This window comes from Crateriforma conspicua (genome assembly GCF_007752935.1).
GTDB lineage: Bacteria > Planctomycetota > Planctomycetia > Pirellulales > Pirellulaceae > Crateriforma > Crateriforma conspicua.
On the sequence record NZ_CP036319.1, the window covers coordinates 2582640 to 2602536 of the forward strand.

Annotated in this window: 13 protein-coding genes; 5 read left to right on the top strand and 8 right to left on the bottom strand. The window is 59.2% G+C overall.

Translation table 11 applies throughout. The features are described 5' to 3' along the window. Positions 1-120 precede the first annotated feature (120 nt). Entirely contained in the window at positions 121-2772 is a 2652-nt protein-coding gene (gene clpB / locus Mal65_RS09975) for an ATP-dependent chaperone ClpB (protein ID WP_145296717.1), read from the top strand. Between the two features lie 355 nt (positions 2773-3127). On the opposite strand, the gene Mal65_RS09980 is transcribed toward clpB, so the two are convergent. Further along, a complete protein-coding gene (locus Mal65_RS09980) occupies positions 3128-5722 on the bottom strand; it encodes a YfbK domain-containing protein (RefSeq protein WP_145296721.1) in 2595 nt (864 codons plus the stop codon). 107 nt (positions 5723-5829) lie between these two features. After that, complete coding sequence (locus Mal65_RS09985; RefSeq protein WP_145296724.1) at positions 5830-6336, bottom strand: RNA polymerase sigma factor; 507 nt, start codon at positions 6334-6336, stop codon at positions 5830-5832. Positions 6337-6585: 249 nt separating this feature from the next. On the opposite strand from Mal65_RS09985, the gene Mal65_RS09990 reads away from it, so the two are divergent. The 3 genes from Mal65_RS09990 (at position 6586) to Mal65_RS10000 (ending at position 9822) form a co-directional block, all read left to right on the top strand. Next, on the top strand, positions 6586-7662 hold the full coding sequence (locus tag Mal65_RS09990) for a mannose-1-phosphate guanylyltransferase (RefSeq protein ID WP_145296727.1): 1077 nt from the start codon (positions 6586-6588) through the stop codon (positions 7660-7662). Between the two features lie 97 nt (positions 7663-7759). After that, positions 7760-8782, top strand: a complete 1023-nt coding sequence (locus Mal65_RS09995; RefSeq protein WP_145296730.1) for a putative zinc-binding metallopeptidase — start codon at positions 7760-7762, stop codon at positions 8780-8782. An 11-nt stretch (positions 8783-8793) separates the two neighbouring features. Then, complete coding sequence (locus tag Mal65_RS10000) at positions 8794-9822, top strand: D-alanine--D-alanine ligase family protein (protein ID WP_145296733.1); 1029 nt, start codon at positions 8794-8796, stop codon at positions 9820-9822. Between the two features lie 223 nt (positions 9823-10045). Here the strand turns inward: Mal65_RS10000 and Mal65_RS10005 are convergent, their stop codons facing one another. From Mal65_RS10005 to Mal65_RS10030, 6 genes are all read right to left on the bottom strand, one after another. Then, positions 10046-12151 (bottom strand): SHD1 domain-containing protein, encoded by a 2106-nt coding sequence (locus tag Mal65_RS10005; protein WP_145296736.1) that lies wholly within the window; start codon positions 12149-12151, stop codon positions 10046-10048. Between the two features lie 114 nt (positions 12152-12265). Further along, entirely contained in the window at positions 12266-13627 is a 1362-nt protein-coding gene (locus Mal65_RS10010) for a hypothetical protein (protein WP_145296738.1), read from the bottom strand. Positions 13628-13670: 43 nt separating this feature from the next. Then, on the bottom strand, positions 13671-14669 hold the full coding sequence (locus tag Mal65_RS10015) for an ABC transporter permease (protein WP_145296741.1): 999 nt from the start codon (positions 14667-14669) through the stop codon (positions 13671-13673). Between the two features lie 70 nt (positions 14670-14739). Further along, positions 14740-16266: a sugar ABC transporter ATP-binding protein gene (locus tag Mal65_RS10020; protein WP_145296744.1), complete on the bottom strand. Its 1527-nt coding sequence runs from the start codon at positions 16264-16266 to the stop codon at positions 14740-14742. Beyond that, entirely contained in the window at positions 16266-17255 is a 990-nt protein-coding gene (locus Mal65_RS10025; RefSeq protein ID WP_145296747.1) for an ABC transporter substrate-binding protein, read from the bottom strand. Before Mal65_RS10025 ends, Mal65_RS10020 begins: the two co-directional genes overlap by 1 nt. A gap of 122 nt (positions 17256-17377) precedes the next feature. After that, positions 17378-18541 carry a hypothetical protein gene (locus tag Mal65_RS10030; RefSeq protein ID WP_145296750.1) on the bottom strand — a complete coding sequence of 388 codons (1164 nt, stop codon included), beginning with the start codon at positions 18539-18541 and terminating at the stop codon, positions 17378-17380. A 305-nt stretch (positions 18542-18846) separates the two neighbouring features. Here Mal65_RS10030 and Mal65_RS10035 point away from each other — a divergent pair, with 305 nt between their 5' ends. Continuing rightward, positions 18847-19863 (top strand): extracellular solute-binding protein, encoded by a 1017-nt coding sequence (locus tag Mal65_RS10035; protein WP_145296753.1) that lies wholly within the window; start codon positions 18847-18849, stop codon positions 19861-19863. The last annotated feature ends 34 nt before the right edge of the window (positions 19864-19897 follow it).

Below are 19897 nucleotides of genomic sequence, written 5' to 3' on the forward strand. Positions count from 1 at the left end.
GAGGAAGACAACGGGTTGCAGGTAACGGGTGTGCAACGCCCGTTGCCGCTCCCCGGCCCCTCACTGCGATGCCAAGTCCACCCCAACCCGTGACTCTTCCAACAACCCCCACAGGCGATCATGACATTCCGTTTTGACAAACTGACTCATAAGGCCCAAGCCGCCGTCGCCGAAGCTCAAGGCATGGCGGCGTCGGCGGGCAACCCCGAAATCGATTCGCTGCACTTGTTGTCCGCGTTGTTGTCGGAAACCGACGGCATCACGCGACCCATGTTGCAGAAGATTCACGTCGATGTGAATCAGCTGGCCGAAATGGTCCGCAGCGAACTGGAAAAACTTCCCAAAGCGTCCGGCGGGCGACAGCCCGGGATCAGTGCGACGCTGCAAAATGCCTTCAACACCGCCGCCGACGAAGCGGCCAACCTGAAGGACGAATACATCAGCACCGAACACCTGCTGATGGGATTGGCCAAAGCGGAATGCAAGGCCAAGAACCTTCTGAAGCTGTCGGGCGTTTCATCCGACGAGATTCTCAAAGCGATGAGCGAGGTGCGCGGCAGTGCTCGCGTTACCGACCAAAATGCCGAAGACACATACCAGGCTTTGCAAAAGTACGGTATCGATCTGACCGAACTGGCCAGCCAAGGCAAACTGGATCCGGTCATCGGACGCGACAACGAAATTCGCCGCGTCATTCAAGTGCTTTCACGTCGGACGAAGAACAACCCCGTGCTGATCGGCCAACCCGGCGTCGGAAAAACCGCCATCGCCGAAGGGTTGGCACTGCGGATCTTCGAAGGCGATGTGCCGCAAAGTCTGAAAGGCAAAAAGGTCATCAGTCTGGACATGGGCGCGCTGGTCGCCGGCGCGAAATTCCGCGGTGACTTCGAAGAACGTCTTAAATCCGTCTTGCGCGAAGTCAAGGACAGCGGCGGACAGGTGATCCTGTTCATCGATGAACTTCACCTGGTCGTCGGTGCCGGCAATGCCGAGGGCAGCGCCGATGCGGCAAACCTGCTGAAGCCGGAACTCGCACGCGGTGCGCTTCGTTGCATCGGAGCGACAACACTGGATGAATATCGACAGCACATCGAAAAAGATGCCGCACTGGAACGACGATTCCAACCCGTCTATGTCGGCGAACCGACGGTCGAAGACACGATTGCGATCCTGCGCGGCTTGAAGCCTCGGTACGAATCGCACCACGGAGTCCGGATCACCGACAACGCGTTGGTCGCCGCGGCGAATCTTTCGCATCGATACATCGCCGACCGGTTCCTGCCGGACAAGGCGATTGATTTGGTCGATGAAGCGTCCAGCCGCTTGGCGATGGAGAAGGAAAGCGTTCCCGAACCAATCGATCGACTGCAACGACGACTGCGACAGTTGGAATTGGCGCATCGTCAATTGGTCGACGAGAACGACGAATCCGCGGTCAAGAATCGCGAAGAAGTCGAGCAGGAAATGGAATCGGTCAAGCACGAGTTGGCCGGTCTGCGCGAACAATGGGAAGCGGAAAAGCTTGGTCTGGATGACGTGCAATCGGTCCGCCAGGAAGCCGAGCGGCTTCAGCATCGTTTCGCGACATTGGACGCCGAGGCGAAAGAGAAACAACTGCGTGGCGAAAACCCCGAAGACCTGTATCGCGAGATGCTGGAGGTCCAGTCGGCGCTGCGCGACGTGGAAAAGCGAATCGAAGAACAGGAATCTCGGGAATCCGACGAGCAAAACGATGGCGACGATGCCGGTGATGAAAAGCGGCGTCTGATCCGCAAGGAAGTCACCGACGAAGAAATCGCCGAAGTCGTCAGCCACTGGACCGGGGTTCCCGTCAGCCGAATGATGGAAACCGAACGGGCCAAGTTGTTGGTGATGGAAGAACGGTTGCACACACGGGTGATCGGCCAGGACGAAGCGGTCGGCGCGGTAAGCGATGCGGTGCGTCGTAGCCGCAGCGGTTTGCAGGATCCGAATCGACCGATCGGCAGTTTCCTGTTCCTGGGACCCACCGGAGTCGGCAAGACTGAGCTTTGTAAGGCTCTGGCGACCGTGTTGTTCGACGACGAACAAGCCATGATCCGCATCGACATGTCGGAATTCATGGAACGTCACAGCGTGGCGCGTTTGATCGGCGCACCTCCCGGATACGTGGGCTATGAAGAAGGCGGAAAGCTGACCGAAGCGGTCCGTCGTCGCCCCTATTCGGTGATTCTGTTGGACGAAACCGAAAAGGCGCACCCGGATGTGTTCAACATCTTGTTGCAAGTCTTGGACGACGGTCGCTTGACCGACGGCCATGGCCGAACGGTGGACTTTACCAACACGATCGTGGTGATGACCAGCAACGTCGGCAGCCAGGTGATTCAGAAGGTCACCGAGGAAGGTGGCGACGAGGAGGAAATGCAAGCCGCGGTGCAAGAAGCTTTGAAGGCAAGGTTCTTGCCGGAATTCTTGAACCGGATCGATGACATTGTCATCTTCCATCCGCTGAAGCGAGATGAGATTCGTCAAATCGTTCGCTTGCAATTGACCGGATTGAATCGTCGTTTGGAAGACAACGAATTGCACCTGAGCGTTACCGATGCCGCGGTCGACCGAATCGCCGAAGTCGGGTTTGATCCGCTGTACGGGGCTCGGCCGCTGAAGCGTGTGATTCAGCGTGAAGTCCAAAACCCGTTGGCCACTGCGCTGTTGAAGTCGTCGTATCCGGAAGGGGCCACGGTCCAAGTCGACTACAACGGCGATGGATTCACGTTCGGCGTGGCCGGATGAACGATTGAGTCGGACTCGCTTCACCCTCCCTCTGGGAGGGTCGAGCCTTAGCGAGGGGAGGGTGCGCTGTTGGAAGAACCCTCCCCGGGATCTCGTTCCTCGATCCCGACCCTCCCGCGGAGCGGGAGGGTGAATTTCATGTCTGAGGCGAACATGCCAGCGTCGGGTGCATTGCCGAAACCGCAGAACCCGCGGCTAGCGCCTTGCGGCTCAGGTACATCGTCGCCTTTCGCTCCGCGAAAGTAGTGTCTGGCGGATCCTCCCGCGGAGCGGGAGGGTGAAGTCAGGGGGGCGAAACGGCCAACTTGCGGCTAGCGACGATGAGGATGATCAAAAACCAGACTGACCAAGATCCTCATTCGCCCATCAGATCTCCGGCTTTGGTGGCCAGCTTGATCATTTCGGATCGGAACCCGCTGACGTCTTCGCCTTTGGCATCTTTGGCCGTTGCGATCACATCGGGCATCGTCCAGGATCCTTTGTATTCGCTGCGGCGAAGCTGCATGCCGAATCCGGCCACCGCGGCGGCGAATCGTGCATCGTCATCGGCCTGGGCAAAGGACGTCTTGATGTCTGACTTGACCGGCGTTTCGACCAGGGTGCTGGTGTCACCGTCGGGTTGCTTGTAACGAAGCTTCAACGTCATCAATTCACCGGTGGACTCGGCGTCTTCCTTCGGTTGCACGTTGGCCTGGTACTTCAGCGGATCGACCTTGGGCGGCAACGCGTCGGCTTCCACACCGGCGGGCACCAGTTCATACAAGGCTGTCACAGCGTGACCCGCTCCGATTTCCCCGGCGTCTTTCTTGTCATCGTTAAAGTCTTCTTTGGCCAAGACGCGATTCTCATAACCGATCAAGCGATACGATGAGACCGCGGACGGGTTGAATTCGACTTGAATCTTCACGTCCTTGGCGATGGTCACCAACGTGCTGCTGGTTTGATTGACCAAGACCTTACGGGCTTCTTTTTCGGTATCGATGAAAGCGTAGTTGCCGTTACCGCGGCCGCTGATCTGTTCCATCATTGAATCGTTATGGTTGCCCATGCCGAATCCCATCACGGTTAGAAAGATGCCGCCTTTGGATTCCTGTTCGACCATCGATACCAGGGCGTCGGTGCCGGTCGTGCCGACATTAAAGTCGCCGTCGGTGCACAGGATGACTCGATTGACGCCGTCTTTGATGAAGTGTTCACGAGCCGTTTGATAGGCCAACGCGATGCCTTGGCCACCATTGGTGCTGCCGCCGGCGGACAATTGAGTCAGCGAGCGACGAATCTTTCGCTTCTTGGATGCTGGTGTGCTTTCCAACACCAGGCCGGCGGATCCGGCGTATGTCACGATCGCGACGCGGTCATCGTCGTTCAGTTCTTTGATCAGCATCTTCATGCCTTCTTGGACCAACGGCAGTTTGTTGGGCCGGTTCATCGATCCGCTGGTGTCCAGCAGGAACACCAAGTTGCATCGGGGACGCTGCTCGGGCTTCATCTCTTTGCCTTTGATGGCGATCCGAGCCAGCATGTGTTTTTCATTCCATGGACAGTCCATCACGGCCACGCGGTGGGCAAACGGGTGCGCCGCGTCGTCGCGGGGTGCCGCGTAGGCGTAATCGAAGTAGTTCAGCATTTCTTCGATGCGAACGGCGTCGGGCCGTGGCAGTCGCCCGGAATTCAGATAGCTGCGGATCTTGCTGTAACTGGCCGTGTCGACGTCGATGCTGAACGTCGACAGCGGATGTTCGTCGACACGCTTGAAGGGGTTGTCGGTGATCGGTTCAAAGCGATCACCACTGAACCCGGGACCGGTGCCTTCGGGAGTGTCCATGCCGAATCCCAGCTGCGCGGGCTCTTCTTCGGCCTCGATCATGATCCGCGGTGTCACACCCAGGCTAAGGTTCGTACCGTCCTCGGATCGAAACCGAACCTTGTCCCCGGCGATCCTTGCGCCTCCGTAAGCGCCGCCCGCCACTGGGGTACCGGCGACCGGTTGGCCGGCGGCTGGTTGGCTGGCAACAGGTTTTCCGGCCGATGGTTCACGTCCCAGAACGCGAGTTTTCGATTCGGACGTCGGTGCGGGACCACTGGTTTCTTGTCCACGCTGCATCGGCGTGATACCGCGTGCAACGCGATCGGGGACGGCAAAGTCGGCATTGTCGCCATACGAATCGGCGTCCAGTTTCAGTTTCTGGGTGACTTTGGATTCTACGTCACCGAAGGGATGGTCGACGGCGCTTCCGGATTGTGGCGATTCGTTTTGTGCGAAATCGGCAAGTTGTTTGGACGGTCGGTTGGAACGCCGAAGCGAATCCGATTCACGGTCGGCCGGGGCGACGGTGGACAACCGCGATGATTCATCTTGTTGCACGATCATGCCCAGCTCGGGAACCGCAGCGATCGTGACATCGCCGCTTTCTTGGATTTCGTACAACCCTTCTTCATCGACTGCCATGTCGTCGAATCGCATCTCCGCTTCGGCGTACTCATCGGCAGCAAATTCACCGGCGGTTTCGGCATCGGTCATGGCGACCTGACGACGAGCGGACTGGACGCTGGGGTACGCCACCAAGCCGCCGACGACCAACAGCAACGACGCGGCGACGGCCAGTGTGACGCCGTGCTGGCGCCAGAAACCTGGGCCGCCGGTGTCGCTGGCATTCGTGTCCGTTGCGGGGGCGATGGCGGCTTCTTTGCGAATCGCGTCGCGACGATCGGCGTCCAGGCCGTCGGTGGCATCGGACAATTCGGCATAGAAGTGTTCCAGGCCACCGGTGACGGCTTTGGCTTCTTCGACGGCGGCCGACAGCGATTCGTTGCCGGACATTTCGGCTTCGAAGGCTTGTTTGTCTTCGTCGGACATTTCGCCCAAGACATAGGCAGTCACGCGGGGATCATCCCAGGCTTGTTGGCCGGACGATTCAAAATCGGGTTGGTTTGGTGTGTGTTCAGACATCGGATCGACTGGGTGTGGTGTTGTTTTGTGGTATGGCCCGCATCGGTGATTGCCGCGGGCGATTGGATAGGCGGCGTCGTGGCGACCGACGCGTTGTCAGCGGCGGTTCACTGCGTCGCGAAGGCTTGACGCAGGTTGCGGACGGCGGTGTGCAGTTGGACGCCGACGTTGTTGACCGTCAGCCCGGTGACTTCGGCGATTTCGCGATAGGACAGGCCGCCTTGCATGCGGAGTCGCAAGATTTCTTGTTGGCGATCGCTTAGCCGGTCGATCATCGCGGCCAAGCGGTCGCATTGTTCCGATTCATCGGCCAGTTGTTCGGCGGGTGGGCCTGGATCGGGAAGCGTCGTTTCGAACGCTTCGATGGGCTGGGGGGACTTGGTTCGTTGCATATCGATCACTCGGGTACGGCAGACGAAGAACAGCCAAGCCGCCAATCGGGATCGGATTTTGCGTCGATCGGCGCGACACAGTCGCAGGAATGTTTCCTGGACCGCGTCTTGGGCCGATTGCCGGTCGCCGCGCATCATGCGGGTGGCGTAAGCCAGCAGCGGCCGTTCGAAACGGTCGACGATGGATTCCATGGAATCTTCCGAAAAATCGCTCGCGTTCATTCTTTTTCGGTTCAAGATTCGGTGGACACGAAAAGACGGTGGCTGGCCGGAGACACGGGGCGAAATCCCCTCCGGCGATCAGAACAACGATCAGGGTGGCGGTTTCTTAGCAAAAATTTTTGTAGATTGCTGTCCGCGAGCGTTTTGCTGCGGGTCGGACCCCAAACGTGATCCGCTGGCGGCCCCGATGCCGGCCGGTTCGCCCGACGGCCATTCACATTTCCATCATCTACGAAATTCGATTGACCCATGCTGCACGCTGTGATCATGGCCGGAGGAAGCGGCACTCGTTTTTGGCCCGCAAGCCGAAAGCATAAGCCCAAACAGTTGCTGAATCTGGCCGGGCCGCGAACGATGATCCAGTCCACGCTGGACCGTCTGGGCGACTTGGTGCCGCCGCAACGCCAACGCGTCATCACCAACCAAGTCTTGGTGGATGAGATTCGCAAACAGTTGCCCGATTTGCCGCCGGAAAACGTGGTCGGCGAACCTTGCAAACGCGACACGGCCCCGTGTGTCGGGCTGGCGGCGGCGCTGGTGTCCCACGATGACGAAGACGCCACGATGTTGGTGATGCCGTCGGACCACGTGATCGCCGACCCCGCGGCCTTTCGTGACGCCGTCCAGGCCGGACAGCGGTTGATCGACGAAGACCCCGATCGCATCGTGACGTTCGGGATCCGGCCGACGTATCCGGCCGAATCGTTCGGATATATCCATCGTGGCGAGCCGATCGCGGCGGTGGGCGGCAAAGCCTTTTACGTCAAACGTTTCCGTGAAAAGCCCAGTCGTGCGACGGCCGAGGATTACCTGTCGACGGGCGAATTCTATTGGAACAGCGGGATTTTCATGTGGCGAGCTTCGCTGATCCGCGACGCGTTGGCCCGACACCAGCCCGACATGCACGGTCACCTGCAAACGATCGCCGATGCCATTGGCCGACCCGATTATGCCGATGTTTTGGAACGTGAGTTCACGGCCATCGACGGCACGTCAATCGACTATGCGGTGATGGAACGTCACCCGAACGTCGTCGTCATCGAAGCGCCGTTTCCTTGGGACGATTTGGGCAGCTGGCAATCGCTGTCTCGCTTGCACGAGCCGGATGATCACGGCAACACCGTCGTCGCCAACCATATCGGTATCGACACCGGCGGGACGATTGTGCACGGTGACCCCGATCACACGATTGTGACCATCGACGTGGAAGACTTGGTGATCGTTCAAACCAAGGACGCAACGTTGGTGGCACACAAGAATGCCGAAGAACGTGTCCGCGAAGCGGTTGCCGAGCTGCAAAAACGTGGATCGGATTCACTGTTGTGAATACACTTTGCGGTGAAGTCTTTGCCGACGCGACGGACATGCGTTTCGTGCGCCCGGCACTTGCCGCCTGATCGAACATCACCGCCTCGGATTGCTGATGCCCAAGCGTAAGTTGAATCTCGCCAGGATGAGCGACGACGACTTGCTGGATCTCCGAGTGTGCGAGTTGCCGCTGAAGCTGAAAGACACCCCGCTTCAGGAACGCGTCGATCAGCTTTATGACGAATTGGCCCAGCGTGGAATTACATTCCGCCCGCATTGTTGGCTGAGCGACGATTGGTACAGCCCCGACGGCATCCCGGGGATCGCGATCCCGTTCTATCTGGCCCACCCGCGGCTGATGCGGCTGGAACGCCAGCAGTTGCTGGAGGTCGAAGGCGGTACGAAGCAGTGGTGCATGAAGATTCTGCGTCACGAAGCCGGTCACGCGATCGATACGGCATACCGACTGCGACGCAAAGCCGCGTTTCGTCGTGTCTTTGGCCGGGTTTCCCAGCCGTATCGTGAATATTACCAGCCGATGCCGTCCAGCCGTGACTATGTGCTGCACCTGGAAATGTGGTACGCCCAAGCTCATCCGCTGGAGGATTTCGCGGAAACCTTTGCCGTCTGGCTGCGTCCCGGGTCGCGTTGGCGTGCGACGTACAAGGACTGGCCGGCACTGAAGAAGCTGGAACAAGTCGACCGGTTCATGAAGTCCGTGGCGGGCACCAAACCGGTCGTGACATCGCGTCGCGCCGACGAACCGCTATCCAGGATTCGCAAAACCCTGCGTGAACACTATGCTTCCAAGCGTCGACATTACGGTTTGGACATCCCCAGCGTCTACGATGCCGATCTGCGTCGCCTGTTCGACGGATCCATCAGTTCGCGCCGTGCCCCCACGGCGGCCGCGTTCCTGAGCAAGGTGCGCGGCGAAATTCGTCGCGTGGTGGCTCGTTGGACCGGCGAATACACCTACACGATCGACCAAGTGATCCAGGAAATGATCGAACGCTGCCGAGAAATGGAGTTGCGTGTCGGCGGACCCGCGGAGGACGTCAAGCGGGATGCGATGATCCTGGTCGCCGTGCGGACGACTCATTTCATGCACGAAGGACGACATCGCGTCGTGGTTTGATCGGTTGCAAGATGCGTAAACTTCGAATCCTGCTGTTGGTCCGTGAAGGCCACGTTCCGCCGGACACATTGGACGGCGTCACGGAAAAAGAACTGGACGCCTGGAAAGCGGAATTCGACGTTTGCGAAACCCTGCGGTGTCTGGGACATGAGGTCATTCCGCTGGGCGTGTATGACGATCTGGGCCCGATCCGAAAGGCGTTGCTGGAACAGAGTCCTGACATCACGTTCATGCTGTTGGAAGAATTCCACGGCGTCGCGATCTATGACTTTGCGATCATCAGTTATTTGGAACTGATGCAGCAAGCCTACACGGGATGCAATCCCCGAGGGCTGTTGCTGAGCAAAGACAAGGCGCTGTCGAAAAAGATCTTGTCGTATCACCGCATCCCGACACCACGTTTCGCCGTTTTTCCCAAAGGCCGCATCGTTCACCGGCCCAAACGTTTGACGTTTCCCCTGTTTGTCAAATCGGTCATTGAAGATGCCAGTTTCGGAATCAGCCAAGCATCGATCGTTCAAACCGACCAACAGTTGGCCGAACGCGTCAACTTTATCCATGAAAAGACGGGCGATGACGCGATCGCCGAACAGTACATCGAAGGTCGCGAGCTTTACGTCGGCGTGATCGGCAACCAACGGCTTCAAACGTTTCCCGCCTGGGAAATGGACTTCGGCAAAATGCCGGAGGAGATGGCGAAGATTGCGACGCAACACGTCAAGTTCAATCACAAGTACCAGGAAAAACACGGCATCACCACTCACGCGGCCACCGACTTGGACGATGCCATGCAAGCCCGAATCGCCAAGGTTTGCAAACGCGTTTATCGGGCGCTGCACATGAGCGGTTACGCTCGGATGGATCTGCGACTCAGTCCGTCAGGCGAGATCTATGTGATCGAATCCAATGCAAATCCGAACATCGAATACGGGGAAGATTTTGCGGAATCTGCTGAAACCGGCGGTGTGAATTACGAACAGTTGCTGCAGCGGATTTTGAACTTGGGGCTGAGCTACAAGCCGGCTTGGATGGCCGGATGATGCGCCAGCCGCGGCGGCTTGAATCGGCATTTGCCGTTTAGATTCACCCTCCCTCCAGGAGGGTCGGGATCGAGGAACGAGATTCCGGGGAGGGTTCTTCTGCCGGCGCACCCTCCCCTCGCTAAGGCTCGACCCTCCCGGAGGGAGGGTGAAAATCAGAAGGGGGCGTGAATTGCGTTTTGCGGACTCAACCCGACGCTATCACGTTCGGCATCACCATGCTTTACATGTCGCGGATGCCTTGGATGGAAACCATGCTGTTGCCGAAGCCTTTTTGGTATTCCAGTTTCAGAATCTGTTCGGGCAACTCCATGTTCTCGAAAACGCCGGTGTTGGGTTTTTCGTTTTCGCGAGCGATCTGCTTCAGTGTTTTGTCGCCGCGAACGAAGAACGGCATGCTGCTGCGACTGCTGCGAGTCCACAGGGTATCGCTGCCCTGAACCACATCCACCTTGCTGATGTAGGGTGTGAACTTCACTTCGGTGGTCCCGAAGTTTCCGAACTCTCGATAGGAACGTTCTTCGGTTTTGCCACGAGTCACCGAAGCGTTCAGCTTCGTCGGTGCATCGGATGCGACGCGGTAGCCCGCTTTTTCAATCGCCGCTTCGATCCAGCTGCGGATTTGATTCGTCGTTGCACCGGGGCCGGATCCTGTCACGTTCACCGCGATCGAATCACCCTGTGACACGGCGGCCAAATCACCGACTTCGCGATCCGCCGCTTCGATCGCCTTTTCATGTGGCAAACGAACGATGCCCACACTGCCATCGTTGACCACCGGGTACAGGCCTTCGAAAATTCGGTCGGCGTATTCGATGGGCTCTCCCTGCATTTGATAGTTCCAAACGATCAGGTTGCGTTTCAGGCTTAACACCGGCCCGGTCGGTAACAGCAGGAACGATTGACCGTACCAAGGCAACTGGCCGCCGTGTTTGGACAGTGGCACATTGGCCTCGTGTTCCAGCAAGACTTCGCCGGTGGCGACTTCGAACACCCGGACCTTGTTGCCTTCGGACAAGGCGATGCGTTTGGCGTCGGGGGAAAAGCCCATCGATACCGAGCCGATTTTTCCACACGGGACCGAACCGATTTGTTGACCGGTCGCGGTTTCGACGATCGCGATTTGTTCGCCGGTGGTATCGGCAACGGCGGTGTATCGTCCGCCGGCCGAAACGGCGGGTTCGTTGAACATCGTTTGGGCACAGGTCCAGACCGTGGATCGATTGCGATAGTTGATCACGCGGATGGTTTGGCCATAGACCACCACGGCGATGCCGCCGGGAAGCACGCGTCGATAACGCACGTAGTCTTTCTTGTTGGAATCGCCGGGGAACATGTCCCAAGTCATCGCGATGCGGGGCGACCCGTCGGTCAGGCCGGTCATGATGCCAAGGCCGCTGGATTGGGTGCCCTGGGCCGCGTCAAAGATGATCAGGGCGTCACCGGTCCCAGGATCCGCCGACGCGATCCCGAACGAACGGCCCGTGCATTCGGCGACTTGTTGGGCCGAGCCACGACGTCCGTCGATGCGAAAGACTTTGGTGAACTTGTCATTGTTCGACCAGCTGGATTTCAGACAACACGCCAGCGTGGACCCGTCGCTGCCGACGATGAACGGCCGCGTCATGTCTTCGCGAAACTCTTTTTTCGTCACGTTCAACGCGGCGTTGCCCAAAGCGGAAAAGTCGTACGGTGTGGTGTCCGCTTGGATCGACGCCGGGGGGCTCATGTTGGTCAGCAACAGCTTTTTGCCTTCGGGCAGTTTCACGGCCTGTGGGACGGACAACTGAGCCACACCGCCGAACGAACGCGACGGCGACGCACCGCCATTGCTGCTGGGTGCAAAAGACGAACCGGTCGCGGGCATGCTCGTGCCGCCGGCGAACGGATTCGGATCGGCCGTGTCCATCAGGGCCAAGTATTCCTGGTCGCCGATGGACAGCTTTTCGATCGGAACGTTGATCACCCGACCGTCTTCCTTGCGGAGCGTTGCCATCGTCGCCGACTGTTCGACCAAGGTCGCTTTCACGCTGAACGAACCCGATGCATCGGTCCACATCCGCATCGAATCATCCGCCGCGGGTGCCGAAGCCGACGCTTTGGCCTGAGACGCCAGTACGACGACTTTCGATTTTCGGCCGCCGTTGTCGACTTCGATGACCAAAAATTTGCCACCGCCGCGAACGTCCGACACCACACCTTCGCCGGATGATCCGGCGCGAGAAAAGGTCACTCGGTCGCCGACTTCGAACGCCAACACGGGCGTCAGGGTCATCAAAGCCGTCAATAGAAACGCCGTCAGTCGACAGCCGCAGATCGATGGAGACATAGTGCAAGTCCGTGGCAGCGGAACGGAAAAGAAATGCCAGAAAGGAGAACCCTTGGCAGTTTAACCCAGTGGCATCGCCGGCGCATGGTGCGTCGGCGTTTCCAGGGGGGCAAATTATTCGCTGGCCAAGTAAACGACCGGGTAAGGCATCGACGTTTGGGCGGGCCGGACGACCGGCCGATAGCTGTCGCCGGCGGGAGTCATCTCGTTGAAGGACGTCGCATCGGCACCGCCCGCGCGCATCGAGGGATCGAACGCGACGATCCACCGACGGTCTTTCCGCAGGATTTGGTTCCGCAGCACTCGAGCGAAATTCGGGTCGATGCCTTGTTCCGGGGTACCGAATAACAAGTCACCGATCTGACGCACCACCGGTTCCACGCGATCGCCGACGCGATCCAGTGCGGCGACCGCGTGGGGCGATGTCCAGATTTCTTTCCACAAGGTCCGAAGTTCTTGATTTTCGACGATCGATTCACGCAAGACGGTTTTCAGCAACCGCTGCGCTTCGGGATCGTCGGCAATGGTTCCGGCGACCGAGGCGAGTTCCTGGCGGATGACCGGGTTGGCGGCGACATCCGACATGGTGTTCTGGACCGCGACGACGATTTCATCCAAGTGGTCCTCGAAGACCGGGACGGCTTCCTCGTCGACAAAACGCTGCCACTCTTCCTTCACCAGCGACCGTTCCCCCAGCGGCGTCTGGTCATACAACGCACGCCAACCGAACCGCCACAGCGACGCGCGGTCCCACAATTCACGGCCGATCGATTCGGTGATCGGTTGGCCGTGACGACGGACGATCGGCATCATTTCCTGCTTCGCAAGTGGCATGATCCGTTGGTCCAAGATCTCCGTTTGCAAACGTCCCGCCAGCCCCTGCCACTGATCGGAATGTTCGGCCATCGAACGACGGACGCCCCGTTCGATCACGGGCAACGACCGGACCAAGCTTTCGCGGACCAGTGGCTGCAGCAATTCGGTCATTTCCTGGCCGTTCTGCTTCAGCAATTGTTGAATCTGTGATTGGATCCGCTGGCGTTTTTCCGGCGGCAGCATCGTTTGGACGACTTCCTGCAAGCTGCCAGTGGTGCGATGCGATTCCCAGACCAACGTTTGCGGTGTGACGCCGTCGACATACCAACGGATTCGCATGTCTTGACGCTGATTGGCTGATCGGTCGTCGGTGACGTCGGAAATGTAACCCGCCTGCACCCATGCGTCGGACGATGGGCCGCGGTAGAAAACGGGATCGCCGATTCGCACGTCCGCGTCAACCGCGTGGGCGTCAATGTCACGAACCGGCGTGAACCAAGCGACCTTCGGCGAGGATGCCGCATCGGTTCGGTCACCCTTCAATCGGTCATACGCGGCCACGGCCGACGCGACGATCACCACCCACATGCCGGCACCGATCGATCGCCGGATGTTGAAACTGGAAAACAACGCGTCGGGCATGGAAAACAAAGTTGGCATGTCGGAGCGATTCGTCGGCCGGATGAGAATCTTGGGGAACGGATCAGCCGGGGTTGCGCAGCCGGTCGACGTAGACGGCTGTGATGATGATTGCACCCAGTAGGATATTTTCCACTTGGTTTTCCAAACCCAGTGCGGTGCATCCGTGATTGATCACGCCCATGATCAGCACGCCGCAAATGGTTCCGATCACGCTGCCGCGACCGCCCGATAGCGACCCGCCGCCGATCACCACCGCGGCGATGATTTCCAGTTCCAGCCCCATGCCCGCACTGGCGTCGCCTTTGCCCATCCGCGCCAAGTCGACCATCCCGGCCAGACCGACCAGGCAACCGGCCAACGAATAAACCAACAATTTTGTTCGCACAACGGGGACACCGCACAAGCGAGCGGTCGATTCGTTGGAACCGATCGCGTACAAGTGGCGGCCCAGAACGGTGCGGTGAAGTAGAAAACTGACGCCGGCGGCCAACACCAGCCACAACCAAACGCCCCAACAGAAATTGGGCAGGATCGGATAGGCGATCCACTCGGGTTCGGGGAACTGCGTCACCATCGATACCAGCCAATTGGGAATCGATTCCACCGGCGGTGTGATCGTGCCGCCTTCATCGGCGATGGTTTTGCCAAGCCCCATGAACACGGTCATTGTACCCAGCGTGATGATGAACGGCACCAACCGCAGCAAACTGACCAGCGAACCGTTGACACATCCACACAGCATGCCGGTCGCGATTGCCACGGCAAACGCCGCCGCGATGCCGCCGCCTTGCTGCAACGTCCAGGCCGCGGTGCACCCACACAACGCCGCCGCGGTTCCCGCCGAAAGGTCGATTCCGCCGGCGATGATGATCATCGTCATCCCCAACGCGGCGATCCCGATCTTGACGCTTTGCAGCCCCACCAGTCGTGCCGATCCGCTGGTCAGAAAACGGCCTTCAAAGCCTTGGGCCGCGTCGGCGATTGCGAAAAACGCGATCACCACCAGCAAAGCCAACAACGGCCCGGCGGCGGTCAAGATTCGTCGAATCAGCGAAGTCATTTTGTTGGGAACTGTCGGGCGAAAGGGAATGCGGTCATCATCGTGCAACAAACACTTGGCGGCATGACGGCTAGGTCTTCATCGATGCGATCAACAGGTCGTGTTCATCCCAATCCTTGGCATCGCGAATTTCCACGATGCGACCGCGAGCCATCACTGCGATGCGGTCGCACATGTGCAACAGTTCTTGAAAGTAACTGCTGATGAACAGGATGGCGGTTCCGTCGGCAGCGGTCCGTCCGATCAAACGATAGATCTGTGCTTTCGTGCCGACGTCAACACCGCGTGTGGGTTCGTCCAGTATCAAACAATCGGCCTGCTCATGCAGCGATCGCGCCAAAGCGACCTTCTGCTGGTTGCCACCGGAAAGTTCGCCCACGGTTTGTTGGCCACCGCGACACTTGACCTGTAACTGTTCGATCAATTCGTCCACGGCTTGGTGGCGACGTTTTTCATTCAACACGTTGGCGGTGGCGTAGGGACCCAACCGGCTGAGTGTCGTGTTGTCGGCGATCGATAGGTTTTGCGCCAGCCCTTGGCCTTTGCGGTCTTCGCTGACCAACGACAATCCCGCGGCGATCGCCGCGGCGGGGTGATCCGGTGGAATTATGTTGTCGTTCATTTCGACACCGCCGCCACGCGATCGCATGCCAAAGACGGCTTCGACCAATTCCGTCCGTCCCGCGCCGATCAGCCCGGCGATGCCAAGGATTTCGCCACGATGGACCGTCAGATCCGTCGGTGATGCGATGCCCGGGCCGGTGACGTTTTGGCATCGCAAAACGGGATCTCCGGTGCAGCGTTCGGTTTGCGGGTACAGATCGTCCACGTCGCGACCGACCATCAGCCGAACGATTTCCGATTCACCGGCGTCGCTCAGTTGTCCGCTGCCCGTCATGCGTCCGTCACGCAACACGGTGTAGGAATCGCACAGCTGGCGGACTTCTTCCAAAAAATGGCTGATGTACAGCACCGCCAATCCTTCGCCGGCCAACTTGCGTGTGACTTCGAACAGTTGCCTGACATCCGCGGCGGTTAGCGAACTGGTGGGTTCGTCCAGGATCAACAGCTTGGCGTTGCCCGCGATGGCCCGAGCGATTTCGACCAACTGTTTAGCGGCCACCGAAAGGTCGCCAACCTGTGTTTTCGGGTCCAAGTCGGCGTGACCCAGTCGCTGAAGTGCCGCGTCGACGATCTGTCGCTGGGATCGCCGGTTTAGGGTTCCGATTCGTCCATGTTCGCGTCCCAGCATGATGTTGTCTTCGACGCTCAGGTCATCACAGACGCTCAGTTCTTGATAGACCGTGGCGATGCCGGATCGCCGCGCCACGTCGGGGCGTCCGAAACGAATCGGTGCACCGGAGACGGACAGCGATCCTTCGTCGGGGACGACCGCACCGCTCAGGATCTTGATCATCGTGCTCTTGCCGGCGCCGTTTTCACCCAGCAATGCCATCACTTGGCCGGGGCGCAAGCGGATCGAAACGTCCCGCAAAACCCAATGCGGTCCGTAGCGCTTTCCCAGACCTTTGGCGACCACCACCGCCCGATCATCGGTGGATTCGGACGGGCGATTCGATGAATCGTCAACCGTCATCACGCTTGGCCGGGCTGCAACAGACTGCGGATCTTTTCGTCGTCCATGTTGTCGGGGGTTGCCACGAACACACCGGTGTCCACGCGCCGCTGGACGTCTTCACCGCGGAGGTGCTGGACCATGGTTTGGATCGACAGATAACCCATTCGCACGGGATCCTGTAGGACGATTGCGGTGACTTCGCCGTCGGCCATCGCTTTGCGAAGCGTTTCGCTGCTGTCAAAAGCCACCAAGGCGACGTCGCCGGCGGACTTGCGATCACGCAACGTTTGCAGAATGCCCGCGGCGGTCGGTTCACAGGAGGCAAAGATCCCGTCGATTTCGTCGCCGAACTTGTTGAAGATCTGTTGCGACTTGTCGATCGCCGCTTCGGTGGTCGATCCGCCGTACTGGTCGCTGCTGATGACCGTCATGTCGGGGTACTTGCCGATGGCTTCCAGGAAACCTTCTTCGCGTTGGTGAGTGCTTTCGCTGCCTTTTTGGTAACGCATCACGACGACGTTGCCTTTTTCGCCCAAGGCTTTTGCCATCGCATCGCCCGCCATTTGGCCGCCGCGAAAGTTGTCGGTGGCCACGTAGGACACGGTGCCGCTGGTGTCGGACAGCCCGCTGTCAAAGATCACCACGGGGACCTTGGCACGACCGGCTTCGGCCACCGGCCGGACCAACGCGTCGGCGTCCAGCGGGCACAGGCATATGCCATCGACCTGCCGGTTCAGAAAGCTCTGCATCACGCTGATTTGTTCATCGCGATCGTTTTCTTTCGAAGGGCCTTTCCACTGCAGGTCGACCCCCAGTTCGTCGGCGGCTTGGCGTGCACCGAAGTGGACCGATTTCCAATAGATGTGCGTTTCGCCTTTGGGGATCATCGCGATCGTCCAATCGCCATCACTGGACGAGCCGTCGGCGGTTTCGGACGGCGGCTGACAACCAACCAGCATCATCGTCGTGGCGGTCAGCGTGCAAATCAGAAAAATGGATCGGACCATGACGGCGGTTATCGAAAAGGTGGGATGGATGGCGGTATGCGATGGCGTTGGTCGTCACACCGACGGTTATCAATGGACGCCTGAAGCCAACGGCCGGTGGTGGACCAGAGGGTTATGTTAGCTCATCGGGCCGGCGTGATGCGGATTTCAAAGTGGCCTTGGTTGTCGGTCAATTGATCGACCGAATCGTTGACCCGCAGGAACAGCCAGCTTGCGCGATCCATGCGAATGGTGGCATCGTCGCCGACGGTCACGATGGTGGGCAAAGTGGCCGATCCCGTGTCACGGATATCGGTCGGCACCAAGCACGCGATGACTTGACCAAGGGGGCGCCCGCGAACGTGACGCAGGGTGATCCCATCGGGCAATGACACCCACGGGCGGGTCGTATCGGCCAACGCGACATCGCCCTGTGCCGCGATCCGGACGACCGAAGACGCGGGGAATCGATAGCCCGTCGATTGCCAACCACGGTCGGCATGCAGCGTCGTCTGAATTTCCGATCCGTCATACAGCGGGTCGTCCACGGCAATGTCGATCGATTCGCGGTCCCACCGGAACCCGTAATCCAATTCCAAATTCATCAAGGCCCATCGCGCTCGGACGACGGGCCATTGGCGAACCAGTTTTGCGTACAACCGCCGCGTGAAGTCGTTGGATTGGTCGCGGCCGTCCCGTGTGGCGGCATCGACCAACGCATCACGGTATTCCGCGTACTGGGCCAGCATCATCACGGCGGCCCAGGACCAACCGTAGGATTCGACATCGCCACGCAAACGATGCGGCAAACGCATGACATCTTCGATCGTCTTGACTTCGCCGTCGTCGCGTCGCTGCGACAAAATCTTGAAACGTCCCCAGCCCGGCACGGACTCTCGGTTCCGTGGGACTTGTCCGATCACCACGCCGGAACCGACGCCGCTGTGCACACTTAGCAATTCCGCGGTGCCTTCCATGAACCATGTCGGACCGGCACCGCCAAATTGTTCGTACATCAACGCATGCACGCCTTCGTGCAAGACCAGGTGCCGCGTGTAATAGTCGTCGGCTTGTTCGCGTACCCACACGCGATTGCCGTCAGCGATGCCATAAGGGAATTCGGCCAGCGAACGAGGCAGCAAACCTTTGTCGCGAAAGGGCTGGTCGTTTCGCATGACATAGGCGTCGACCACCCAATCATCGGCGGCATCCGGTTCCAGACGCCAAAACGACACCCACTGCGGCACCGCGGCGTCAAAGGTGGCCACGATGGTGTCCATTTGTGATGCGTCGTCGATGTCTGTCACTAACCGGATGTGGTTACCTGTATGACGGAACAGCCCGTCCGCGGTTGCCGACTGTGCTTTACAATCCGCTCCACACAGAACAGCGACGACGACCGCAATGCACACACATTGCGACGGGCACGTCACTGGAATCAGGTCCGACATTCGCCACCGCGACTTTCGTTCAACGTCAAAGCCGACCCAACATGCCGACACAACACGTTGCCAATAGATTTCCATGCGGGACCACAGCGAGGTTTCGAAGCGAGTGGGTTCAGTATAGCCGCCGACACTTTTTTACGGCCGCTGACAAGCACCGATGGCGGATGCTTCACGCGACGGCCTTGCTTGTGGTGTTGCTTTGTAGCGGTTGCGTTCCGCGTAGCGAGAGCGACGTCGTGGTCTATTCGGCGCTGGATCAAGAATTTGCCGAGCCGATTTTGATGGGGTTTGAACGCCGACAGGATGGCGAAACCGGCGTCATCGCCAAGTTTGACGTCGAATCCACCAAAACCGTGGGGCTGGTCAACCAGATCATCGCGGAGAAGGATCGACCGCAGTGCGATTTGTTTTGGAACAATGAAATCCTGCACACCGTGCGTCTGCAAAAGTTGGGGCTGCTGCAACCGCATGACTGGAACGTCGCCGCCACTTGGCCCAAGGACTTGATCGCCAGTGACAAGACGTGGTGTGGGTTTGCCACACGGGCTCGGGTGCTGATCGTCAACACCGATATGATTCCGGACGCGGCGGAACGCCCCAATTCGGTCGATGATTTGCGCGACCCGCGGTGGGCAAAGGACTGCGCCATGGCTCGGCCCCTGTTCGGCACCACCGCCACCCACTTCGCCGTTATCCGCGATCGAATCGGCCCAGACGCGGCGTTGAAAATGCTAAGCCAAATTGTCGACAACGCGGTCATCTTGTCGGGCAACAAACAGGTCGCCCAAGCCGTTTCGACGGGCCGTCTGGCTTGGGGGCTGACCGACACCGACGACGCTTTTGTCGAACAAGAGCTTGGGTACCCGGTCGCGATCATCTTTCCCGATCAACAACCCGAACAGCCCGGCACGTTGCGGATTCCCAACACACTGGCGATTTTAAAAGACGCTCCGCACCCGGTCGCCGCGGGACGTTTGGCCGACTATTTGATGACCGGAGAAATCGAAGACCGCTTGGCGATGGGGCCCAGCAGCCAGATGCCGGTCAGCCCCGACAGCAAGTTCCCGCCGCCGGTCTTGCCCGATGAACCGGTTCGCTGGATGCAAGTGGATTTTGAATCGGCGGCCGAAGGCTGGCCGCAATGGGCCGACGCGGTTCGCGACGTGCTGGGCGAACCATAGCCGGGACGCGAAAGTACCGTCTATCGCCAGTCGG